This window comes from Haloarcula rubripromontorii (genome assembly GCF_001280425.1).
GTDB lineage: Archaea > Halobacteriota > Halobacteria > Halobacteriales > Haloarculaceae > Haloarcula > Haloarcula rubripromontorii.
Genome location: NZ_LIUF01000006.1, coordinates 110,667 through 133,211, shown reverse-complemented (window position 1 = coordinate 133,211; position 22,545 = coordinate 110,667). Strand labels below are relative to the sequence as shown.

Genomic DNA, 22,545 nt, shown 5'->3' with positions numbered 1-22,545 from the left:
GATGACGAACTATGGCCTTGTAATCGACCAGGAACGGTGCATCGGCTGTCAGGCATGCGCAGTGTCGTGTAAACAGGAGAACAACGTCCCGATGGGGCAGTTCTGGAACCGCGTCCTGACGGAGGGCGGCGACAAGATCGACACCCCGTCGGGTGGCTACCCCGAAGACGGTGGCAGCGGGTCGCTTGACATGCAGTACCAGCCGACGGCGTGCCAGCACTGCGAAAACGCGCCCTGTGTGAAGGTCTGTCCGGTCAACGCGACGTACACGCGGGACGACGGAATTGTCGAGATCGACTACGACAAGTGCATCGGCTGTCGCTACTGCATGGCCGCCTGTCCGTACAACGCGCGGGTGTTCAACTGGGACGAACCCGAACACATGCCCGAGGAGGGGACGGGCGACGTTGCCGCACGGCCACAGGGCGTCGTCGAGAAGTGTACGTTCTGTAGCCACCGCGTCGACGAGGGACTCGACCCGGCCTGTGTCGTCAACTGTCCCGCCGACGCACGCATCTTCGGCGACCTCGACGATGAGAGCAGCACCGTCTCGAAGTACATCAACGAGTACGAGACGGACCAGCTCCTCGAAGACCGCGGGACGAACCCGAAGACGCACTACATCAGCGGCGAGATGAGTCCCGGTCGGCCGCAAACGTCGGATAAACTGGAGAGTGAGCTCGACGATGTTTCTCCGTGGTCCGATGGGACCGAGGACGTGCCATCTGAGGCCAGTGGCAGCGACAGTAGTGACTCGGGTGGAGGCCATCATTCCATCGAGGGTGATGCCGTTCCACACGTCCCAGCAGTGGGGTCTGGAGGTGACGACTGATGGCTGCTGACTCCTCCCGGATCGCGATTCCGGCCTTCGGGACGAAAGGTCGGCTGTGGCTCGGGCTGCTCGCGACCCTGATAGTCGCTGGGTTGGCAGCCTGGGGCTACCAACTCACCACGGGGCTTGTCGCCACAGGGATGCGTAACGTCTTCTCGTGGGGACTGTACATCATGATGTTCGTCCTGTTCGTCGGGCTGTCTGCTGGGGGGCTCATCATCTCCAGCGCACCGAAGTTCTTCCACTCACACCGCTACGAAGGGTTCGCACGGCTCGGAGTGCTGGTCAGTCTCGCGTGTATCACCGTCGCAGGCCTGCTCATCCTCCCGGACATCGGTCGGCCCGAGCGACTCTACCAGTTTGTCACGTCGCCGGACTTCCGCTCGCCGATGGTGTGGGACTTCGGCATCGTCATCCTCTATGGCGTGCTAAACCTCTGGTATCTGTGGCTGCTGACCCGCCGCGATCTGGCTGCGCGCGGGTCGCCGCTCGCACTGGGCGTCGATGACACTGACGCCGGGCGCGAGCGTGACCGCACGCTCATGTTCTGGACTGCAGCGCTCGCGCTCCCGACCGCAGTCGCCCTCCACTCGGTGACCGGGTGGATCTTCGCGACGCAGATCGGACGTGGCGACTGGTTCAGCCCCCTCGTTGCACCGGTGTTCATCGCCAAGGCGCTCGTCTCCGGCCTCGGATTGCTGCTGGTCGTGTCGATACTCGCAGACCGGCTCACGAACTACGAGGTCGACCGCGAGGAACTCGCGAGTCTCGGGAAGATACTCGGCGTCTTCCTCGCGCTTCACGTGGTGTACCTGCTCGCGGCCGAACGACTGCCACACGCCTGGGCGAGCCACTTCGAGTTCTGGGCCATCACCAGTGGCTTCCTCATCGGGGAGTCCGTTTACTTCTGGCTCTGGACTGTTGTCGGCGGCGCAGTCCCGCTTGTCATGCTGATGATTCCGTCGCTCCGCAAGCGCGTGTCGGCCATCTTCACCGCGAGCCTCCTCGCGGTCTTCGGCACGATGTTCGAAGGGGTTCGACTGGTGTTTACGGGCTACGAAGTCGCTAACATCGACCTCCCACCGGGCATCTCGGTCGGTGGCGAGTATGCCGGCGTCACGACCGATATCTGGGCGACTGCGGGGGCCTACACCCCGACGCTGGTCGAGGTGGTTGTCACCCTCGGTATCGTCGCCTTCGGTGCGCTCATCGTCACGCTCGGCCTGAAATACGTCCCGATTCAGCGAGTCGACGGACAGTACGCGACTGACGGCGGGACCCAGGAACGACAATGACTGGACAGACTGACACCTCTACCGTGCGTGAGCAAGCATCCGAGCGCGACACCGAGAGTGACGGGTTTCGGTCGGACGCCGCAGCGACCTATGCCGTCCTCGCCGAATGCTGGCGGGAACCGACCGAGCAGCTGGTCGAGGCTATCGAGGCCGGCGAGCTGGCCCCGGTGGTCGGCGACATCGGCTCGGTCGGCCGGGATCGCCTCAGGACCGAGTACACCCGACTGTTCATCGGTCCGGCGGGACCACCGTGTCCGCCCTACGAGAGCGTCTATCGCGACGGCGACGACCCGGATGCGCTTGGGCCAGTCAAGGGCCCAGCCACGACGGCTGTCGTGCGCTGGTACCGAGAGTTCGGCGTCCAGCCCGCGGCTGCCCATTCGGACCTCCCGGACCACATCGCCACGGAACTGGAGTTCGCCGCCTACCTCGCAGAAGAAGGCCTCGACGAACAGCTTGACCAGTTCTTCGAGGAGCACCTCGCTGTCTGGGCCGAGGAGTTCCTCGAGCAAGTCGAGACAGAGTCACGCGACGCGTTCTACGCGTCGCTGGCAACGACGACCCGGGAGGTACTCTATCAGTAGCGGTTTCCTGGAGCGCTCCCTGGAGTTGTCGTCGCGACCAGACGGGTTCTCCACGCTCGGGAACTACTATGCTCACTCGGGCTGACAGACCGTGTCGCCGGGTCCGTGGTGGCGACCCGCAACTCTCAGCAGTTGGGCCGACGCCCGCCTCGCAGACGATGTCAGGGGTGTCCACAACGGGGTCGTCTATATGAGTCCCGGCGTTGAACGCTCCGTATGCGTTTCAGTCGCGCTCGCACGGAGGAGGTTCTGCGGGCTCTCGTTCACGAAATCCGGGCGGAACGGCTCACGTTCATGGCTGGCTCGATAGCCTACCACGCGTTCCTGTCGATTCTCCCGCTGTTACTGCTTGTGTTGACGTTCGTCCAGCGGACGGAAAACGCCCCGCTACGGGCCTCCGTCGTCGGTATCATGGAAGCTGTCCTGACCGCACAGGCCAGCGGCATCATCCAGCAGGGGCTGACCGAAGCCGACGCGTCCGTGTCGGCGCTGGGTGTGGGATTTCTCCTCTGGGGGTCGCTACGAATCTTTCGAGGGCTGGACACCGCCTTCTCCGATATCTACGAGACTGGCGCGTCGAACACGTTCCTCGACCAGCTCGGCGACGGCCTGTTACTGCTCGTGACCGTCGCCGTGGCGATACTCAGCGCCAGCGCGCTCGGCAGCGTCCTGCCCGAGTCCGGGAGCGGCCTCCCGTGGACGGTCGCAAGCGGGCTGGTCCGGGCCGCTGGCCTGTTTATCGTCTTCTACCCGATGTACTACGTTTTTCCGGACACGGATGTCTCGCCGCTTGAGGTCGTCCCGGGTGTCGCCTTCGCTGCCGTTGGTCTGACGATTGCACAGGTTCTCTTTACGGCGTTCAAATCCGGCTCGACGGGCGGGAACATTATCGCCAGCATCCTCGTCCTGCTGAGCTGGCTGTACATCATCGGCCTGCTGATCTTGCTCGGGGCGGCGATCAACGCCGTTCTATCGAATCGTTCAGAGGATGTCGATATCGACCCCGTCGTCGGCGACCACTCCCAGCAGAACACCGCGCGCGAGACGACGATGTCCCGCGAGGCGTTGCTGGCCGAACTTGATACGCTGGCTGCCCACCTCCGGCACGGGCAAGATGTAATAACCATCGAGGTCGCCGACGAGCGCACCGAAATCGACTGCCCGGAAACCGCGGCCGTCGACCGTTCGTCGGACGTGTTCGGTCTGGACCAGTCGGTCGCGCTCACGCTCAGATGGTGGCCAACCGAAAAATAGCGCCGTTTTACTGTGCGTCGCGTCGCTCCCATGCCTGCACCGTCGGAAGCGACCACCCACGGCCGAGGCCCAGTCCTCGGGCCAACAGCACCGCGAGCGCGCACCCGGCCGATGCTACGCTGAGCGGCACGCCCATCTGTGCCAGCGCCCAGAAGGCGAGGCCGCCGATAACGGCACAGGACGCGTAGAAGTCTTCGCGGAGGATAAACGGCGTTCGGCCCAACAGCAGGTCCGAGATGGCACCGCCGCCGGCTGCGTTGACGGTCGCCAGCGCGACGACGGCAAACACCGGAAGGCCGGCCTGCTGGCCCAGCAGCGCACCAGTGGTCGTAAATGCCGCCAGCCCGATGGCGTCGGCCGTCAGGACGACCGGGTGCTGGTGGCCGTCGTCGAGGAAATGTACGAACAGCACAGCGGCGGTGACGCCGAGAAGCGAGAGAGCGACCTCGCCGGGTGACTGCAGGGAGTTCGGAACGCTGTTCAACAGCAGATCCCGCGTCGTCCCGCCACCCAGTGCCGTCATCACGCCGACGACCGTGACGCCGAACACGTCGTATCGCTCTTCGATGGCTTTCGCCGCGCCGACGAACGCGAACCCGACCAGCCCGATAGCGTTCATCACCGCAAACGCGTCGGTCACGCTGTCCCTCCGGCCCGCCGGGACCTGCCGCGTGCGCGACCGCGGGCGAGTCGACCCGCTGTCACGAGTATAGGGGTCATTATCGTACTCCTACGGCTGCGGACAATTATGCCTTTAGTCCTGCTCCGGTGGCCTGTTACCGGCTGTCACTGTTGGTTGCCAGCGACCGTACTCACGGCTTGGCCGTCTCCAGTACCCAGGCCTCGGGCGTTTCCCGTCGGACCTCGAACGGGTCGAAGGCCTCTCGTGGGGCCTCTGCGAGCCGGCCCAGGAACTGTCCGACGGGGGTCGGGTCGCGGTCGCTGACGAGGACGAACGGCTCGCCACTGTCCAGTGCGGTGAACCGTTCCCGAACCCGGTCTTTGCGCTCCTGTGGCGGCAAGTCGCGGATGTCGACCGTGGGATCGACTGACACCACGCCGGCGGTGTCGAGGGCGGATTCGACAGCGTCTCCCAAACTGCTGACAGCGTCGGGCACGCTGCCGGGCGCTGGCGTCCCTTGCAGGTCGTGTGAGAACGGCAGTTCGGCCAGCACTTCGGCGTCGAGGTCCGACAGCGCGTCCCCCGTGAACAGGTCGTTTGGCTCGCCACAGCAGTCACAGACGTATTCGGCCATGTTGACGACGGTGCCCAGCACCGGCACGTCGTTGTCCCGGAACAGTTCGACCGTTCGGCTGGTGTCGCTGACGCTCGCGTGAAACGGCGTCGTCACGACGACCACGCCGTCGACGGGGACCTCCTGAAGCGTCGTCAGCACCACGTCGCCCGTTCCCGGCGGCAGGTCGAGCACCAGCACGTCGTCGTTGCGCCAGGCGGTGTTCTCGAACAAATCGTCGAGCGCGTCGTGGGCCATCGCGCCGCGCCAGGCCAGCGGTGCGCCGCTTTCCATCAGGCCGACGCTCATCACGTCCATGTCGCCCGCCCGGACCGGGAGCGGGTCACCCTCTTCGCTGGAGTGGACCGGCCCGCTCACGTCCAGCAGCTCGGGGACGTTCGGCCCGTGGATGTCGGCGTCGAACAGCGCCACATCGTTGTCAGCGGCCAGCGCACAGGCCAGATGCGTGGCGACCGTCGACTTGCCGACGCCGCCTTTCGCGCTGGCGACGGCGATCACGTGGTCGAACGACTCGACGCTTGCGTGGTCCTCACTCGTCGGTGTCGTCCGCTCGACGTGGACGCTCTCGACACCGTCTACCTCGTCGACCGCGCGGAGCATCGCCTGCACGACCTGCGTGCTCGTCTGGCCGTCCAGTGCGGTCAGGTCCGCTTCGATTGTCACCTCGCCGTCGGCCGCGTCGATGTTCTCGACGAAGCCCGCGTCGAACACGGAGAGGTCGGCGTTCGGGTCGCGCACGTCTCGCAGTGCGGCTTCGATGCGGTCGGTCAGTGTGGTGGACGTTCCATCAGTCATCGTCAGAGGTCGGGCATCCGGTTGAGTCTGTCTTCGCCGGGCAGCAGTCGGGCGTCGTTCTCCAGCGCGCTGCCGAACTGACGGCGGAAGGTTCCGGGGTCCGCGTCGAGGGACCGCTCGGCGGTCTGGCGGACCACGGTCGCGGGGTCGTCGGTGAGTTCACGCAGTCGCTCGCAGGCACGGTCTTCGTCGACGCCGCCGAGCATGTGGGCGGCCCACTCGCGGACCCGCTCGCTGTCGTCGCGGCTCTGTTCCAACAGCAGATCGGCCATCGCCTCACCGCGGAGTTTGAACAGCGAGATGGCCGCGTTGCGCCGGACGGCGTGGTGGTCGTCGTGGACCGCGTCTTCGATGTCGTCCTCGTGGGCCTCGCGGTCGACGTTGTCCAGCGTGACGACGGCCTCCGCCCGGACCCAGGGGTCGGGGTCGTCGAGTAGTTCCACCGCGACCGCCGCGGCCCGCTCGCCGCCGTGGGCCGTCAGCGCCTCGACGGCGAACTGACGCACGTCGCTGTCGTCGTCGGTCGTCGCGGCGCGGGCCAGCGCCGCCACGATTTCGTCGGTGGACGCGCGGTCTTTGAGTTCGAGCGCAGCACGGCGTCGGTCGGTCTTCGAACCGTGTTCGATGTCGGCCAGCAGCGACGCCACCGCGTCGTCCTCGACAGGCTCGGTGTCGCTGGCGGCCAGTTCCTCCGGCGTGGCCTCGCCGATGGTCACGTCCTCACGGCTCACCTCGATGTCCTCCAGCGCCTCGATGTCGGTGTGCAGGCCCGGACTGCGCTCGGGGTCCAGTTGCGGGTCCGGGTCCTCTTCGAGGTGCTTCTCGAACTCGTCGTCGTCGTGACAGCCGGTCATGGTTGCCCCTCCCGTGCGGTGAGTGCCGCGACCCCGAGCGCGAACGGCAGCGCCCGCGGGAGCGTGGCCGGGACGCCGGCGAACGCGACGAGCGCGACCCCGGCCAGTAGCGTCCATCGGCGGGTTCGGCTCGCGGCGCTGGCCGTCGTCACCGCGCCGGCGGCCGCGAGCGCGACGACCGGCAGGCTCGTCCCGACGACGCCGCTGCCGGTGAGCGTGACCGCGCCCGCGACGAACGGGACGGCGCGGCCGACCGCGAGGACGACCGCGAAGGCGGCGAGGCCGCCCAGAACCGCGCCCCAGTCCGCCGTCGACAGCGACCGCCAGTCCGTCGCCGCGAAGGCCGGCGTCGACGCGACCCCGAGCAGCGCGACGGTCGAGGCCGCCGGTCGGAGGCCGGTCCAGCCGCCGACGCCGCTGGCCAGGCCGACGCTCAGGGCCGCGACGAGCAGGGCGGTCGCGCCGGCCGAGACGAGGTCCAGCCGCCGGCCTGCGACGGCGGCGACGGTCGCCGTCCCGAGGACGACCGCGGTGGCCGCTGGGAGCGCTGCCGCGCTACTGACCAGCGACAGCAGGCCGAACACGCCGACGAACAGCAGGCCGACGCCGGTCAGGGGGTCGGCGTCGGTGACGGCGACGGCGATTGCCGCGACGGCGACGACGGCCGTGGACACGCCCGTCGCCAGGCCGGGCGCGACCGGGGCCCCGTACCCCGGCGCGTTGACGAACAGAACGGCGAGGTAGCGGGCGGCAACTGCGACGGCCGCCGTGCCGACCGCGAGGTCTGCGAGCGAGTGGTCGCCGCCGCGTATCAGTGGTCGGAGCCGTTGTTGGAGCGTGGCTGTCATCGCTGCCCCTCCAGACGCGCCGCGAGGTCGTTGCGGTCGGCCCGGACGAACGCCTCCAGCAGTTCGCCGAAGCCGCCGTAGACGTCGGTTCCCGGCTCGTCGGCCAGTCGGTCCGCGACGCCGGCCGCCGCGTGGCCGAGGTGGCGGTCGTGGAAGTCCAGCCGGGCCGTCGCGGCGTCGTCACCGACGGCGGCCTCCCGGCGGGCCAGGTACCCCGCGAACTCCAGTTCGTAGGTCACGGCGTCGTGGTTGTCACGTTCGTCCTGGTCGATTTCCAGGCCGTAGTGGCTGTAGGCCCGCGCGAGGTCGAGGTTCACGTCGTTCCAGGAGTGGTCCGGCCGGTATTTGGACTCGTACAGCGGGACCGGCGGCCCCTCCGCCTCCAGCGAGCCGTCGGTCCGGTCCGTGTACTCGCTGTAGCCGAGTTCGAAGATGTCGTTGTAGCGGGCCGCGAGCGTCTCGTAGTCGTCGTCGGTGGTCAGCGACGGGACGGCCACGTCCAGCGCGGTGCGGTCGAGACAGGCCCGGAGGTCGGCTTCGAGCGAGCCGTTCGCGGCGGCCTCGTGGAACGACTCCCCGGGGTACTCGAACGCCTTCGCCAGCGTCGCGTACACCGCGCCGCGGGCGGCCGCGTCCTCGTCTACGTCGTCGACTGGGTCGGTCGGCGTGGTCGCCATCACTCGACCCCCCGCGTGCGGTAGATGCCGAAGCTGGTGACGCCGACGACGGCGACGATGGCAATGCCGGCGACGGTCCACAGCAGCGTCTCGTAGGGCGGCCCCTGCGGGCCACCGCTGAACGGGTAGTAGTGCCACTCGCTGACCGCTTTCTGGCCGGACCGCTCGCCGTTGGAGCCGTTCCAGACAGCGAAGGCCACGTCGAGGTCACCGTCGGTCCGCAGGTCAGTCCGGTTCTCGCTCGGGGCGTCAAGCTGGCGCGAGTAGACCACCGTCCAGGTGGCGTTGCCGCCGGTCCCGGTGTGGCTCGCGTTGGCCGAGACGGTTGGGTTCTCGAACGCCGTCGTGGAGCCGGCACCGCCGGCCAGCAGCTCCTGCGTCCCGGTCGCCCCGCTCCAGTACCAGACGTTGACTCGGTTGTCCGGGCCGCCCATCGCTATCGGCGGCCGGGAACTCGTGTTGGCCGGGAACTGGACCGCAACCGCGTCAGCGAACGCCCGCGTTGCGCTGGCGTTCGTGTCCCGTGTCGCGTCGTGCCACTGCAGACGGACGTACAGCCGCTGCTCGGTGCGGGCCGCCTGCACGTCGACCGTCTCGACGGACGTGTCGTCGGCGTTCGGGACGCTACTCGGGGCGCTCGCGAGTGGCACGTCCGAGGCCGGGACCTCCGTCCAGCCGTCGGCGTTCGGCTGTGCGAGGTCGGCTGTCGATACCTCCGCGACCGGAATCTCGTGTGCTGGCCGGGCGCTGGCCATCGGCGCGGCCACCGTCGAAACGACGATGAGCCCCGCCAGCACCGCCGTGAGTGCGAGCGTGCGTCGGTGGTCAGTCATCGTCAAAGACCTCCAACCGGTACTGTTTCGCCGGGTTCTTGTCCTGGAGCAGTTCCATCAGCTCGCTGTCCTCGCCCTGTCGGGCCCGCTGGCGCTCCCGTTCGATGGTGTCGAGCGCCTCGTCGACGCCGTCGCCGAACAGCTCCCGGAGGTACTGCCGCGGGATGCGGTCGATGTCGACCGTCTCCCCGTTCTCCGTGTGCTGGCCGGGCGCGAACGGCGGGATGTAGTAGACGTTCGGCTGGGTCTGAAACTCCGGGTGCAGCGGCAGCGCCACCTCGTACTCGTTGACGAGCTTGTGAATCGGGCCCTCCTCGTCGTCGAGGAAGCCGACAAGCCGGAGCTGTGGCGGACACTCCTCGGCACAGGCTGGGGCGAACGTCTCCCCCTCGGGGCCCTCGCCCTCGATGCGGGGGTAACAGAAGATGCACTTCTCCGATTTCTTCGAGACGGTGTTGTAGTACACCTTCTTGTAGGGACACCCCTCGACGCAGTAGCGGTAGCCCCGACAGCGGTCCTGGTCGACGAGGACGATGCCGTCCTCCTCGCGCTTGTACAGCGCCGAGCGCGGGCAGGCCTCGACACAGGAGGGGTGGGTGCAGTGGTTGCAGATGCGCGGGAGGTAGAAGTAGTAGCTGTTGGGGTACTCGCCGGCCCCCTGGTCTTCGTCCCAGTTGGGGCCCCACTCCGCGCCCTCGCGGGGCCGGAGCGGCTCGTCGCTGCCCTCGTACATTATCTCGCTGTGGTTGAACTCCCAGGCGCGGCCGTAGTCCTCCTCGTCCGGAATCTCGCCGGGCGAGCGCTCTTTGTGCTCGCTCGACTCCCAGCCGCCGCCGGAGTCCTCCCAGCCCCGCGGGTAACCCTCGCCGGGCTTGGTCTCGACGTTGTTCCAGTACATGTACTCCGACCCGCCGTCCTCCGTCCAGAGGCTCTTGCAGGCGATGGTACACGTCTGGCAGCCGATGCACTTGTTCAGGTCCATCACCATGGCGACCTGGTGGTCGACGCCGTCGGCGACGTTGACCAGCGTGTCCTCCTCTCCCTCGTCCTGTTGGTCGGTGCTCATTCGCTGTCACCTCCGGTCGGTCGCACGTCCACGCGGACGTCGCTGTTGACCCCCGTCGGCCCCCAGTAGTTCGGGAAGAAGTGCAGGTGCTCGCCGGTGTCTTCCGGGTACTGTACCAGCTGGGTCGGCTTCATGTACATCGGGACGAGCGTGTTGAAGTTGTCCCGGTCAGGGTACTGGAACTTCTCCCAGGAGAAGAAGTGCCTGACAGTCCCCGGTTCGCTGGACGGGTAGATTTTGGCCTGCACCTCGACGCTCCCGAGGTCGTTGTACACCTCCACGGTGTCCCCGTCCTCGATGCCGCGCTCGTCGGCGTCCTCGGGGTTGATGTACACCACCGGCTCGCCGCGTTGGAGCCTGAGCATCTTGGGGTCGTCGCGCCACGTCGAGTGGATGGACCACCGGCCGTGGGGCGTGTTGTACGACAGCGGGTAGTCGCCGCCGGTGTTCTCCGGCCCCTCCTTGTGGGTCGGCAGTTCCTCGCCGAGTTCGAGGTACCAGTCGTGGTCGATGTAGTACTGCTGGCGGCCGGTGAAGGTCGGCCAGGGGTTCTTGTCGTGGACGTAGTCCTGCCACGGGACGTAGGCCTCCCCGTCCTTGATGTCGGAGCTCCAGTGGTCGCCAGCTTCGAGGAACCGCTGGGGCTGGTCGTCGATGTCGTCGAAGGTAATCTGCTCGTCGCTGTCCTCGGGGTTGGTCTCCTCGGAGTGTTCGAGGATGAACTCCGCGGCGGCCCGGTCCTCTTCCAGCGCCCCGTCCTCGCCGGTCTCCCAGTCGCGGACGTAGTCGTCGTGGATGGTCGTGAGGTCGATGGTCCGGTCGAACTTCCGGTCCTCGACCGGCTCGACACCGCGTTCACGGGCCCGCTCCTGTATCTTCTCGGCGAGCAGGCGGAAGATTTCCCAGTCGGTCTTGGCCTCGCCCAGCGGCTCGACGGCGGGCGTGAACGGGTGGACGTAGGTGTGCATGTCCGTCTCCGAGAGGTCGTGTTTCTCGTAGTGACTGGCCGCCGGCAGGACGATGTCGGAGTACATCGCCGTCGAGTCCATCCGGAAGTTGATGTCGACCACGAGGTCGAGTTTGGGCCAGAGCTGTTCCTCGACGGCGACGTTGCCCTTGGCCTGGTTGAAGTAGTTCCCCCGCCAGACGAACATCGTCGACGGGTCCGGTCGGCCGCCGTCGTCCCGTTCCTCGGGATAGACCGGCATCCACCCTTCGTCGATGGACTCGCGTATCTTCTTGGCGGTGTCGGGGTCGGTGTTGTCGAGGATGCCGGCGTGGAAGTACGTCCACAGCGTCGTCGGGACGCCGCGGACGCTGCCGGTCGGGAACGACAGCACCTTCCAGCCGTGGAACGACCATATCTTCTCCTGGCCGACGTAGTGGTCCAGGCCGGTCCCGGGGTCGCCGAGGTTGCCCGTCAGCGTCACGAGCAACTGGATGGCGCGGTTGCCCAGGTCGTTGTGGTACCAGTCGTTGACCCCCTTGCCGTGGATTATCTTGGCCGCGTCGGCCTCGGCGAACTCGCGGGCGACCCGCTGGTATGTGTTCTCGCCGACGCCGGTCTCCTCGTGGACGAACTCCGGCGTGTACTGGCTGAGTTCGTCGGTGAGGTTCTCCCAGACCGACCGGACCGGGACGCTGCCCTCGTCGGTGTCGACGCTGCGCTCGACCGACAACTGCGGGTCGAAGTCGAGTTCGATGCTCGCCGAGTAGTCCTTCTGGCCGTCCCGCTCGCCGAGCGAGCCGGGCGCACGACGGAGGTTCCCGTCGGCGTCGACCATGACGAACACTTTCTCGGGGTCGTCGGCGTCCTCGGCGAGGCCGACCTCGCTGGCCCGGAGGAACTTCCCGGTGTCCTCTCGCACCAGCAGCGGCATGTCGGTCTGCTCTTTGAGGTGGTCCTCGTCGTACAGCCCCTCGTCGACGATGGTCTGGGCCATGCCCAGCGCGAGGGCGGTGTCGCTGCCGCCGTGGGGCGAGAGCCACTCGTCGGTGTGGATGGCTGTCTGGGAGTAGTCGGTGAAGATACCGACCCGCTTCGCCCCCTCGTAGCCGGCGTCGAGGAAGTACTTCGCGTCGGGGATGCGCGTGACGTTGATGTTCGACCCCCAGGCGATGATGTAGTCGGCGTTGTGCCAGTCGGCGGACTCGGCGTTGTCCGTCTGGGTGCCCCAGGTGATGGGCTGGCCCGGCGGCAGGTCCGAGTACCAGTCGTAGAAGCTGTGCGAGACGCCGCCGAGCAGGTTTACGAGCCGGGAGCCGGAGGCGAAGCTCACGGGCGACATCGCCGGAATCGGCGTGAACCCGGAGATGGCGTCGTACCGGCCCGCCTGCACCTCGTCGATGACGTGGTCGGCGATTTCGGTCAACGCCTCGTCCCAGGAGATGCGCTCCCACTGGCCCTCGCCGCGCTCGCCGGTGCGACGGAGCGGGTGCAGGACCCGCTGGTCGGCGTTGACGTAGTCGGTGTAACAGGCCCCCTTCTGACAGCCCCGCGGGTTCGGGTCCGGGAGGCTCTCGTCGAAGGTGGGGTAGTCGCCGGCCTGCTCCTCGCGCCAGACCTGCCCGTCCTTGACGTAAACGTTCCAGGAACAGGAGCCGGTGCAGTTGACGCTGTGGGTCGACCGGGCGACGGAGTCCCAGTCCCACTCGTCGCGGTAGAGGTCTTCCCAGTCCCGGTAGGGGTAGTTGCCGATGGGGTCGTCGACCGCTTGCAGGCCGTCCATGCCGTCGTCAGCGAAGGACAGCCCCGTCGCGCCCAGCAGCGACGCGGCTCCGAGGCCGCGCACGAAGTCGCGGCGACTGATTCCCGCACTGTCCGTTTCGTCGTCGGTCAGGTCGTGTCTACTCATTGGTGATGAACACTGTCGCAGTCGCGCAGGCAGTGCCGGCCACGGCCAGCGCGATGCCGGCGAGCGTGCTGCCGCCGACGTCGAGGCCGGCGGCGACTAGCACGAGGCCGACCAGCTTGCTCGTCGTATCCAGCAGCCGATACTGTCGCTCAGTCAGTTCGACGTTCGCTGTCATCCGTCTCCCTCCGATTCGGTACGGTCTGTGTCGCCGTCGACAGCGCCGCCGTCCGCGGCCACGTCGCCTTCCTGTGACGGCGTCGGCTCGCCGTCGCGCAACAGCAGGTACGTAATGCCGCCGAACACCGGCGGCACGACCAGTAGCGCGGCCGTCAGGATGGGGTTGACCACGCCGGTCGTCGTTCCAAGCACCTGGCCCGCGAGGATATTGTTCATCCCAGCGATGGAGGCGATCATGATGAACGCGACGGCGGCCACGCCGACGCCGGTCTGCCAGGCCCGGTCTAGCGGGTCCGCGGTGAAGTGGGTCGGCTCCGACCGGTCGATAAAGGGCCAGACGGCAACCGCGGCGAACACGAGTCCCGGGAGGACGATGCCGCCGACGAACTCCCCGTTGATGTGGGCGGGGCCGACGTTGAAGCTGATCTGTGGAAGGAGCTTCAGGAAGCCGTACACCCACATCAGGAACCAGTCCGGCATGATGAGTTCCGGCGTTGACGCGGGGTCGTTCGGGCCGTACTCGGCGACGTTGTGGACCGGCAGTAGCCCCGCGAGCGCCGATAGCGTCGCCGCCGTGACGAAGAACACGACGGCCGACACCGCGGCCTGGTTCGGGAACGCGGGCAGGCCGATGATGATGTCGTCGTCCTCCTCGTCAACGGGCTGGCGACCGCCCGTCACGTCCTCGTCCCGCGGGGCCTCGGTGTGTTTCTGCCGGATGAGGATGGCCATGTGGACGGCCAGCCCCACGGCGATGGCCGCCGGTATCACGAGGACGTGCAGGAAGTACAGCCGCGGGATGGTGGCGCTGGAGGGGAACTCCCCCCCGAACACCACTTGGCCGAGGAAATCACCCAACAGCGGTATCGATATCGTGAGGTTGTAGCCGATGCTCGTGGCGGTGGCGGCGAACTCGTCGAACGGCAGGGCGTAGCCGGTGTAGGCCGCGCCCATCGACAGGGCCGCGAGGCCCGTGCCGACGACCCAGTTTGGCTCCCGCGGATTGCGGTACGCGCCGGTAAAGAACACCCGTAACATGTGCAACCCTATCGAGGCGACAAAGAGGTGAGCCGCCCAGTGGTGGAGCCGGCGGATGAACATCCCGAAGGGCACGTCGTAGGTGATGTGCAACACCGAGACGAACGCCTCGGGCATCTCCTCGCCCTGGAACTTCTGGACGCTGCCGTCGTACTCCACGTCGGACGTGGAGGGTTCGAAGAAGAACCCGAGGAAGACCCCCGATAGAATCAAGAGGAGGAAACAGAACAGCGCCACCTCCCCCAGCAGGAACGAGTCCTCGGCCGGGAACGCTTTCCCGAGGAATTTCTGGCCGTTCTCCAGATCGAGGCGGGTGTCGAACCAGTCGTAGACGGCTTTGGCGCGGGACATTATCCACCTCCGGGGCCGACTGGCCCCTCGAAGTCACCCGTGGCGACGAGGAATCCGTCGCTGGTCACCGTAATCGGGAGCTGCGGGAGCGCGCGGCCCGGCGGGCCGCCGCTGACCGCCGCCCCTTCCAGAACGTTGAATTTCCCGAAGTGGCAGGGACAGACGACCAGGTCTTCCTCCCGATCTGATACCATACAGCCGGCGTGGGTACACACCTTCGAGAAGGCGGCGTAGCCGTTGACAGTGAACCCCTCCGAGATGTCACTCCCGTAGTCCGACTCGGCGTAGCGCACCAGCAGCGTCGGTGCGTCTTCGATGCCGGGCCGGGGCTCCGGGAACACGGTCATGTGTTCGCCTTCAGAGAGCCGACTTTCCGTGATTCGCTCGCCTTCGCTGTCGACGAGGTGGATGCCGTCGGAGTACACCGGCCCCTTGTACCCTCGCTCGAACACCTGCGTGGTGCTTGCAAGGGGTGCGGTGAGGCTGGCGACGGCGGTCAGGCCGCCGACAGTCGCGAGGAACTTCGCGAAGTCCCGGCGGCGAAGCTCCGCGCGGGCGTCCCCGTACAGCGTGGGGGACGTGCCGGCCTCGTCACACGAGCAGTCGTCGCCCTGTTCCTCGTCGTCGTCCGGTTTCGGATACTCTATCATTCGTGCCCCCTGAGTTCGGCGACTTCGACGTGTGGCATGAACCAGGCGTAGTACGTGACCGTCGAGAGCGCGAGCGAGAGGAACATCCCGGTCGCGTACAGCCCGAAGTACTGGGTGCGGGCGAGCGTGAGATACTCGCCGGTGAACAGCGCCGCGAAGACGATAGAGAGGACCGTTAGCCCGCTCATGGCGACGAGCCCCTCTATCGCGTCCGAGGCGTCGTGGTACTCGACGACCCAGCGGTGCTCTGTGTTGAGCCACGGTAGCGAGACCATCCCGCCGTCAGTGACCGGCTCGGCCTCGTCGGGCGGCCGGACCGCTCTGTTCATGAACTGGTGAGCGGCCGTCAGCACGCCCACGAGGCCGAACAGGGCGACCCAGACGACGACGCCGACCTGGCTCGGCGACAGCTTGTTCGGCGTCTCGACCGGGCCATCCAGCGGTCGGATGTCGCTGACGCTCTCGTCGATGGCTATCTCCTCCGACGGTGGCTCGCCGTGCAAGGCGACGTACCACATCGGCAGCAGCACCGCCGTTATCAACAGACCGATGAGTATCGTGTTGCGTCTCATAATCTTGTGTCATCTCGGTTCGCCAGCGATTCGAACGGCTATCTGCGTCGCTGTATTCGGGGTTTGTTCCAGCACCCCGATGAACTGCCAGCCCGACATCTTAGGCCCATTATATGGCGGTTTTTTATACGAACATGTTCGCACAGACTCTTTTATGCCAGCCGGGGGATTCCCCACACATGTCGGGCCGAATGCTTGCCGAGGTCGAAGTGTTCGGTCCTCGGTCGTGTCAGGTGCAACCGCACGCTGACGAGGAGTGGTCGGTGTCGGAGGTCTCCCGGAGCGCAACGAGTGGCGGTGCTGGTCGCGTTGTTGAAGAGTTCACGCTCAAGGGCGGCGACGAGCCGCCGGTCGCGCTTCAGGGCAAGAGCGCGACCGTCGAACACGTGTTCGCCTACGACCAGCGACACGTGTTCCAGCTGTCCAGAGCGGCCGGGCAGGGCTGTGTCTGTGAACGCATCGAAGCGGCCGGCTGTGTCGTCCAGAAGTTCACAGCGGACACCGACTCCATCGTCGTCACGTTCCTCGTTGACGATGTTCCAACCCTGCGAGAGATCGTCGCTGACCTCCAGTCGGAAGGTGAGACGGTCAAACTCCGGCGGCTACTGGAGGACACGTCCACAGAGACGGACCAGCCGGTCGTCCTCGACCGCGCAAAACTGACTGGCCGCCAGCATGAGGTGCTGACCCGGGCCCACGAGATGGGGTACTTCGAACACCCGCGCGAGGCGACCGCCGGCGACGTGGCCGACGCGCTGGACATCTCCACTTCGACGTTCACCGAGCACCTTGCTGCCGCCCAGCGGAAGCTCCTCGACGACCTGCTCGACGCCCGTTGAGTGGCACGCCTCCGATACATGTCAGCGATGCGGACGCATTTCACAGCAGTTATTTCAGCCGGAACGCGAGGTGCCACCGCCGCCAATGACACAGGAACTGGGTCCGCTCGCTCGAACACTGTCGGTGCCGTACTACGAAGACGCCCTCCCAGCCCACGACCAGTTTCACGCCAAGCGAGTCAGAGACATCGCGCTTCGGCTCGCGGGCGACTGCGACGGCTCGGTCGACCGGGATGTCCTCGCCGCGTCGGCGTGGCTCCACGATATCGGTCGGCCCCGGGAGCGGGCCGGTGCAATCGATGATCACGACGAATGGGCCACAGCGGAAGCCGCGCAGCTACTCACGGCCGAAGGTGTGGAATCCGACCGAATCAGCCGTCTGAAACACTGTATCCGAGCACACAGTATCCGGGCGAGCTCCCCGGAACCGGAAACGCTGGAGGCGAAACTCCTCTTCGACGCGGACAAGCTGGACGCTGCCGGCGCGCGCGGACTCATCCGACTGGCCTGTATCGTCGGCGAACGGTCTGGACGGACCGACGAGAAGTATGCCGTTATCGATGATGCGTCAGCCACAGACCTCGAAACGTCGGATTATCCGGACATCGGACTCCTCCGGAACTGGGCGCAGGAACGCGTAGATATGTTGTACACCCACCCCGGCCGGCGTCTTGGTCGGCGGCGTCGGGAATTCATGGACGAGTTCTTCACGCAATTCGCCGGTGAAATCGGAGTGACGGGGGAGCGATAGACGGTGTCCGGCCGGAGCCGATGGGCAGCGAAACCCGGCTTCGAGCGCGTCGGTGTCGACTGAGACCGGCGGTCGTGACCGGGTCTGCTTCCCCCGGCGTCACAGAACCCTTTACTCTCACCCCGGCAACACTGGATTCATGACCGAGTTCGACGCCGACAAGTTCGACGAGAAGTACGTCCACTACTTCGAGGAGCTCGAAACGGCGTACTCGAACGCGTATCAGGAGCTGCACGGGCAGTACGACTCCGAAGTCCTTCGCGGAATCGACCGGCAGATTCTCAGCGAGAGCGAGCCGGTGTACGAGGGCGAGGGCACGTTCAGCGTCCGACTGCCCGACGACACCGAGGCGCGTGCGCAATCGCTACCGGGTGACGAAGAGACGTTCGACACAGTGCTGTCTGCGTTTACCGACGCCATCGAGCGCGAACTCCGTCGGCTGTTCGAATTCGAGTAATCGCCGCAGTCTCTCGATGGCTCGCTCAATAGCGGACGTACACAGCCAGTTTGCCACTCTCTAGCAGCGCCCGGCCCGGCGGATCGAAAACACCAGAATCAATGCAGTTCCGATCCTAGCCGAATCAATTATACTAATGGCGACCGATTCAGATCTTCACTGTCTCTTTACCGGACTTGTTGAGGAGCAGGACGACTCGTACGTGATCGAGATTCCGAAACAGGAAGTCGAGCTGGGAACACTGGACACAGAGACGCTGTACCGGATCGCACTGTTCCAGTCGGCGGCCGAGGCACCCACACCACAGTCACAGTCCGGGTCCCGAACCAGGCCCGACCCGGAGCCCAGTTCCAGCTCCAAGTCAGAGCAACAGTCCCGATCCAAGCCGCGGTCCGATTCGCGGTCCGGCGAACCGGGCCCGGAGCCGGAGTTCGAACCGTCGTCCCCGCCCGTTGCCGAGGGTGAAACGCGTGTCGTCGAGATCGACAACATCGGCGACAAGGGCGACGGCGTCGCACGCATCGACGGCGGGTACGTCGTTATCGTCTCCGACGCTGATGTGGGGGAGCGCCTCCGTGTCAAAATGAATCAGGTCCGCGAGAACGTGGCCTTCGCTGAGATCGTCGAACGGCTCCCCTACTACGAATAAGCACAGCGCCTGTCGACCGACACCTGCCGTGGCACGCTGCCGGAGTTAGCGCGACCGCCGGCCACGCAGCCGAGGGTATATTTTCCCGCCGACTGTCATCTCCTGTATGGGACACGACCACGACGAAACGACCGGCCACGACGAGGCGGGTCACAGCCACGGCGAGCATGAACACGGAGAGCACGAACACGACAGTGACCACGGCCAGAGCCACGCGGAACACACTCACGATGGCCATCACGCTCACGACGCCGAAGGGGTTGAAATAGGGGTTCTCACAGTTTCCACCTCCAGAACACTCGATGATGACCCCGCGGGCGACATCATCGCCGCGGCCTGCGAGGACGCGGGCCACGAAATCGCCGAACGCCGACTCGTTGCGGACGAGATGGACGCTATCGAAGACGCTGTCGCCGCCCTGTTAGATGACGGTGTCGACGTGGTTCTGACGACCGGCGGGACCGGCCTCACGCCCGACGACGTGACCGTCGACGCTATCGAACCGCTGTTCGACCGGCCGGTCCCCGGTTTCGGCGAACTGTTCCGCTGGCTCTCCTACGAGGAAGTCGGGCCGATGGCGATGGCCTCCCGGGCGACCGCCGGCGTCGTCGACGACCGCCTGGTGTTCTGTCTCCCCGGCAGCGAGAACGCCGCTCGGACGGGTGCGGAGAAACTCGTCGCGCCAGCCGTGGGCCACCTGCTCGGCCTCGTCCGTCGGTAGCACGGACCCGCACGGTTTTGGGCCGGCATCGGCTACAGGGAGGTATGCCCGAGGAGTTCACGCACGTCGATGAGGAAGGGGACGCACAGATGGTCGATGTGGGCGACAAGACCGAGAGCGAGCGCCGCGCAGTCGCGCGCGGACAGATTCGACTTTCTGCATCCACGCTTGCGGCCATCGACGCCGACGAGGTGGAGAAAGGCGACGTGCTGACGACGGCCCGCATCGGCGCGATTCAGGCGGTGAAACACACGTGGGAGACGGTGCCGATGTGCCACCAGATCCCCATCACGAACGTCGAAGTCGAATTCACCGTCGGCGACGAGGCCGTCGAAATTACGGTCGCCGTCGAAACGGTCGGCAAAACCGGCTGCGAGATGGAAGCGCTGGAGGGCGTGACGACCGGCCTCAACGTCGTCTGGGACATGGTGAAGGCAAACGAGAAAGACGCGGACGGCGAGTATCCGACGACGGCAATCGAGGACATCCGCGTCGTCGAGAAAACGGTCGAACGCTGAGAGGGGGTGACTGACGCCAGCCGCACCGCTGCTATGAACAAGGTCTATCTACATCGCCCTGTTACTGGCATACATGCAAGTCCTCGGTATCGTCGGCCACTCCGAGTCGGGGAAGACCACGCTGGTCGAGCGGTTGACACAGCGGCTCTCCGGGACCGGCCGCGTCGCGACGGTGAAACACTGTACGCACCCGCCGGACGTGGACACGGCGGGCAAGGACACCGCGAGACACCGCGACGCCGGGGCGGCCGAGACGGTCGCGCTCACCGACGACGGCGAATGGTACGCGACAGGGCAGTCGCGGACGCTCACAGAGACGCTGGACGCCCTTGCGCCCGATTACGACTACGCGCTCGTCGAGGGGTACTCGGACGCGGCGATACCGAAGGTCGCCCTCGGCGACCGCGAGGCCACCGACCCGGTCCTCCACCGTGCGTCCCACGGCGCGGATGCCGACCTTGACGAGATTGTCACGGCCTTGGAGGAGCGAGACCCATACATCACGCTGGAAACACTCGTCGCGGACGTAAAGCGGGAACCGGACGAGGTTTACTCCGGCGCGATAGCGACCTTCACCGGGCGCGTCCGCGCACAGGAGGGGCCCGAGGACCCGCCGACGGAACTGCTGGAGTTCGAGCGCTACGACGAGGTCGCCGCCGAGAAGATGGCCGCGCTCCGGCGGGACCTCGAAGCCCGCGACGGCGTCTATGCGGTCCGATTGCACCACAAGACCGGCGTGGTCGAGGCCGGCGAGGACATCGTTTTCGTCGTTGTTCTGGCCGGCCACCGCGGCGAGGCGTTCCGCGCGGTCGAGGACGGCATCAACCGACTGAAAGAGGAAGTGCCGCTGTTCAAGAAAGAGGTCACCGTCGACGAGGAGTTCTGGGCTCACGAGCGGTAAGTCGGCCGTGGGACTTGTTCCGCAGTGACCGCTACCGCCACGGCGTCGCCCGCAGTGCATGCACCACCAGCAGTGTTCCGAGCGCAACGCCGAGTAGCATCACTGCCACGGGCAGCGCCGCGTCCAGCCCGTCAGAGATGAACGAGGCCCAGATCTGGACCGGGAGTGTCCGCGGGTAGTACGCCAGCATCATCGTCGCGCCGAACTCGCCCATCGCGCGGGCAAACGTCAGGACGAGGCCGGCAAGGAGTCCGGGCTTTGCGAGTGGGACCGTCACCGAGCGCATCGTCCCGACCCAGTCGCGCCCGAGTGACCGTGAGGCTTCTTCGAGCCGGTCGTCAATGCCATCGAAGGCGGCTTTGGCAGTAACGACGAAAAACGGCGACGCGACGAACGTCTGGGCGGCGATGACGCCAAGTAGCGACCGCGTCAGCGCCAGGTCGGTGAGACCGCCGAGTCCGTTCGGGCCGACGACTGTCAACAGCAACATCCCGCTGACGACTGGCGGGAGGACGAGCGGGAGGACGACGGCACCCATCGCTACGGTCGCCAGCACACTCGTGTTCCGCGAGAGCCAGTAGGCAAGCGGCAGGCCGAACACGACAGCGATGGCCGTACTGCCGAGTGCGGCAACGAGAGACGTGACTGCGGCGTTAATGACGTACGTCTCTGTCAGACTCGTCAGCAGCGCCGTCGGGGAGTACGTGAGAACGAGCACTAGCACCGGAACGACGAAATACAAGAGCAGCACCGCTCCCAGAACGGGAACGAGCTCTCGCACGCCGACCGTATGGCCGGCTCTGGTCTCACCGCGTGACAGTGCTCGGGACATCTCCCACCAGTCGAGGATACGTCTGACGGACGGTAAATCCGTGTGGTGCGAGCCAGTCACCGGACAGGACTGTCTCGAAAGCTGTACGTGTCGCTTCTTGTTCGTCACGGCGGACGGCTCCGTATTCGATTGGGTTGCCGGCGACTGCCGTGCCGTTTGGCAGTTCGTAGCTGGTGGTCCGATACCGCTCCGCGTGTGCGGGGTCGCCAAGGTGTATCTCGGCTGGGAACTCCCGGAACGGGTAGTCCCGCTCCATTGCCATGCTCCGGTAGACAAACGCGGCGTTGACGGCTCCTGTCTCGAACTGCGCGAGCAGTTGCGTCTCGGGGTAGGTCTGGTCTGGCGAGAGAACCGCGTCGGCTAGATCCGGTTCGTCGTAGTAGTCGGCAGCCAGGTCGAGCGTAAACAGCGTCCGGTAGCCGAGTGGGTCCAGCCTCGGGTCGGTGCGGCCCAGGGAAACACTGCCAGTCCGGAGCGGACCGTACCATGGTTCCGCGGCGGCGACGCGTGTTCCGCCGTCCGTCTCCGGGTTGTACGCGAGCACCATCTCGTTACTGGCGACCACAGCGTGCCAGGCGGCGTCCATGACTCGGTCGAACAGGGCCGGGTCCGCCAGCGCGACGATGGCCGGGTCGCGCTTCCCGTCGGCGACTAGACGAGCGGCCTGTACTGACCCGCGGGCCTCGACGGCAAGTTCGACGTCTGTCTGGGCCTGGAGCGTCTCACTGGCCGCTTTCTGCAAGCTCCCTGCGACCAGCACGTCCACTCGCTCTCGACCGAACGCCCCACAGCCTGCAGTTGCGGCGATGCCACTTCCCAGTGCCGCAAGCACTGCACGCCGGGTTTGTCGGGCCATTATTCGCTCATTTCTTGTTCGGATACATCTGTGTTGGGGTTATTCCCAGTATTGACAGGGTGCCTTTCACGCGCTTGACCACGG

The 22,545-nt window shown here is 66.2% G+C and carries 25 protein-coding genes; 11 read left to right on the top strand and 14 right to left on the bottom strand.

The annotated features are described in order from the left end of the window. Position 1: 1 nt before the first annotated feature. From dsrO to AMS69_RS17035, 4 genes are all read left to right on the top strand, one after another. Positions 2-832, top strand: coding sequence for a sulfate reduction electron transfer complex DsrMKJOP subunit DsrO (gene dsrO / locus AMS69_RS17050; protein WP_053969259.1), 831 nt, complete (start codon positions 2-4; stop codon positions 830-832). Continuing rightward, a complete protein-coding gene (gene nrfD, locus AMS69_RS17045) occupies positions 832-2,127 on the top strand; it encodes an NrfD/PsrC family molybdoenzyme membrane anchor subunit (RefSeq protein WP_053969258.1) in 1,296 nt (431 codons plus the stop codon). The genes dsrO and nrfD overlap by 1 nt, the downstream gene beginning before the upstream one ends. Continuing rightward, complete coding sequence (locus AMS69_RS17040; protein ID WP_053969257.1) at positions 2,124-2,711, top strand: TorD/DmsD family molecular chaperone; 588 nt, start codon at positions 2,124-2,126, stop codon at positions 2,709-2,711. Before nrfD ends, AMS69_RS17040 begins: the two co-directional genes overlap by 4 nt. 216 nt (positions 2,712-2,927) lie before the next feature. Then, positions 2,928-3,965 carry a YhjD/YihY/BrkB family envelope integrity protein gene (locus tag AMS69_RS17035; RefSeq protein ID WP_053969256.1) on the top strand — a complete coding sequence of 346 codons (1,038 nt, stop codon included), beginning with the start codon at positions 2,928-2,930 and terminating at the stop codon, positions 3,963-3,965. 7 nt (positions 3,966-3,972) lie between these two features. Here the strand turns inward: AMS69_RS17035 and AMS69_RS17030 are convergent, their stop codons facing one another. The 12 genes from AMS69_RS17030 to AMS69_RS16975 form a co-directional block, all read right to left on the bottom strand. Continuing rightward, the gene (locus AMS69_RS17030; RefSeq protein WP_053969255.1) at positions 3,973-4,584 is read right to left on the bottom strand and encodes a trimeric intracellular cation channel family protein; all 612 of its coding nucleotides are present in this window, start codon (positions 4,582-4,584) and stop codon (positions 3,973-3,975) included. Positions 4,585-4,777: 193 nt separating this feature from the next. Beyond that, a complete protein-coding gene (locus AMS69_RS17025; RefSeq protein WP_053969254.1) occupies positions 4,778-6,016 on the bottom strand; it encodes a P-loop NTPase in 1,239 nt (412 codons plus the stop codon). Between the two features lie 2 nt (positions 6,017-6,018). Continuing rightward, positions 6,019-6,870: a HEAT repeat domain-containing protein gene (locus tag AMS69_RS17020; RefSeq protein ID WP_053969253.1), complete on the bottom strand. Its 852-nt coding sequence runs from the start codon at positions 6,868-6,870 to the stop codon at positions 6,019-6,021. Continuing rightward, positions 6,867-7,718 carry a hypothetical protein gene (locus AMS69_RS17015; RefSeq protein WP_053969252.1) on the bottom strand — a complete coding sequence of 284 codons (852 nt, stop codon included), beginning with the start codon at positions 7,716-7,718 and terminating at the stop codon, positions 6,867-6,869. Before AMS69_RS17015 ends, AMS69_RS17020 begins: the two co-directional genes overlap by 4 nt. Next, positions 7,715-8,395, bottom strand: coding sequence for a molecular chaperone TorD family protein (locus tag AMS69_RS17010; RefSeq protein ID WP_053969251.1), 681 nt, complete (start codon positions 8,393-8,395; stop codon positions 7,715-7,717). Before AMS69_RS17010 ends, AMS69_RS17015 begins: the two co-directional genes overlap by 4 nt. Further along, positions 8,395-9,228: an ethylbenzene dehydrogenase-related protein gene (locus AMS69_RS17005; protein WP_053969250.1), complete on the bottom strand. Its 834-nt coding sequence runs from the start codon at positions 9,226-9,228 to the stop codon at positions 8,395-8,397. Before AMS69_RS17005 ends, AMS69_RS17010 begins: the two co-directional genes overlap by 1 nt. Continuing rightward, the gene (locus tag AMS69_RS17000) at positions 9,221-10,294 is read right to left on the bottom strand and encodes a selenate reductase subunit beta (protein WP_053969249.1); all 1,074 of its coding nucleotides are present in this window, start codon (positions 10,292-10,294) and stop codon (positions 9,221-9,223) included. Before AMS69_RS17000 ends, AMS69_RS17005 begins: the two co-directional genes overlap by 8 nt. Continuing rightward, complete coding sequence (locus AMS69_RS16995; protein ID WP_053969248.1) at positions 10,291-13,149, bottom strand: nitrate reductase subunit alpha; 2,859 nt, start codon at positions 13,147-13,149, stop codon at positions 10,291-10,293. The genes AMS69_RS17000 and AMS69_RS16995 overlap by 4 nt, the downstream gene beginning before the upstream one ends. Further along, positions 13,142-13,324 (bottom strand): hypothetical protein, encoded by a 183-nt coding sequence (locus AMS69_RS16990; protein ID WP_053969247.1) that lies wholly within the window; start codon positions 13,322-13,324, stop codon positions 13,142-13,144. The genes AMS69_RS16995 and AMS69_RS16990 overlap by 8 nt, the downstream gene beginning before the upstream one ends. Further along, entirely contained in the window at positions 13,321-14,715 is a 1,395-nt protein-coding gene (locus AMS69_RS16985; RefSeq protein ID WP_053969246.1) for a cytochrome b, read from the bottom strand. Before AMS69_RS16985 ends, AMS69_RS16990 begins: the two co-directional genes overlap by 4 nt. Further along, positions 14,715-15,365: a QcrA and Rieske domain-containing protein gene (locus AMS69_RS16980; RefSeq protein WP_053969245.1), complete on the bottom strand. Its 651-nt coding sequence runs from the start codon at positions 15,363-15,365 to the stop codon at positions 14,715-14,717. The genes AMS69_RS16985 and AMS69_RS16980 overlap by 1 nt, the downstream gene beginning before the upstream one ends. Next, complete coding sequence (locus AMS69_RS16975; RefSeq protein WP_053969244.1) at positions 15,362-15,937, bottom strand: hypothetical protein; 576 nt, start codon at positions 15,935-15,937, stop codon at positions 15,362-15,364. Before AMS69_RS16975 ends, AMS69_RS16980 begins: the two co-directional genes overlap by 4 nt. A gap of 179 nt (positions 15,938-16,116) precedes the next feature. Here AMS69_RS16975 and AMS69_RS16970 point away from each other — a divergent pair, with 179 nt between their 5' ends. The 7 genes from AMS69_RS16970 to AMS69_RS16940 all read left to right on the top strand — a co-directional run bounded on the left by AMS69_RS16970 (position 16,117) and on the right by AMS69_RS16940 (position 20,773). Continuing rightward, a complete protein-coding gene (locus AMS69_RS16970) occupies positions 16,117-16,776 on the top strand; it encodes a helix-turn-helix domain-containing protein (RefSeq protein WP_053969243.1) in 660 nt (219 codons plus the stop codon). A gap of 85 nt (positions 16,777-16,861) precedes the next feature. After that, a complete protein-coding gene (locus tag AMS69_RS16965) occupies positions 16,862-17,527 on the top strand; it encodes an HD domain-containing protein (protein ID WP_053969242.1) in 666 nt (221 codons plus the stop codon). Between the two features lie 139 nt (positions 17,528-17,666). After that, a complete protein-coding gene (locus AMS69_RS16960) occupies positions 17,667-17,984 on the top strand; it encodes a DUF5783 family protein (RefSeq protein WP_053969241.1) in 318 nt (105 codons plus the stop codon). 136 nt (positions 17,985-18,120) lie between these two features. Beyond that, the gene (locus AMS69_RS16955; protein ID WP_053969240.1) at positions 18,121-18,633 is read left to right on the top strand and encodes a TRAM domain-containing protein; all 513 of its coding nucleotides are present in this window, start codon (positions 18,121-18,123) and stop codon (positions 18,631-18,633) included. A 106-nt stretch (positions 18,634-18,739) separates the two neighbouring features. After that, the gene (locus AMS69_RS16950; protein ID WP_053969239.1) at positions 18,740-19,354 is read left to right on the top strand and encodes a MogA/MoaB family molybdenum cofactor biosynthesis protein; all 615 of its coding nucleotides are present in this window, start codon (positions 18,740-18,742) and stop codon (positions 19,352-19,354) included. Between the two features lie 44 nt (positions 19,355-19,398). Beyond that, positions 19,399-19,872 carry a cyclic pyranopterin monophosphate synthase MoaC gene (gene moaC, locus AMS69_RS16945; RefSeq protein ID WP_053969238.1) on the top strand — a complete coding sequence of 158 codons (474 nt, stop codon included), beginning with the start codon at positions 19,399-19,401 and terminating at the stop codon, positions 19,870-19,872. Positions 19,873-19,945: 73 nt separating this feature from the next. Further along, on the top strand, positions 19,946-20,773 hold the full coding sequence (locus AMS69_RS16940) for a molybdopterin synthase (protein WP_053969237.1): 828 nt from the start codon (positions 19,946-19,948) through the stop codon (positions 20,771-20,773). Positions 20,774-20,804: 31 nt separating this feature from the next. On the opposite strand, the gene AMS69_RS16935 is transcribed toward AMS69_RS16940, so the two are convergent. After that, positions 20,805-21,605, bottom strand: coding sequence for an ABC transporter permease (locus AMS69_RS16935; protein ID WP_053969236.1), 801 nt, complete (start codon positions 21,603-21,605; stop codon positions 20,805-20,807). Continuing rightward, positions 21,580-22,461 (bottom strand): extracellular solute-binding protein, encoded by an 882-nt coding sequence (locus AMS69_RS16930; protein WP_053969235.1) that lies wholly within the window; start codon positions 22,459-22,461, stop codon positions 21,580-21,582. Before AMS69_RS16930 ends, AMS69_RS16935 begins: the two co-directional genes overlap by 26 nt. Between the last annotated feature and the right edge of the window lie 84 nt (positions 22,462-22,545).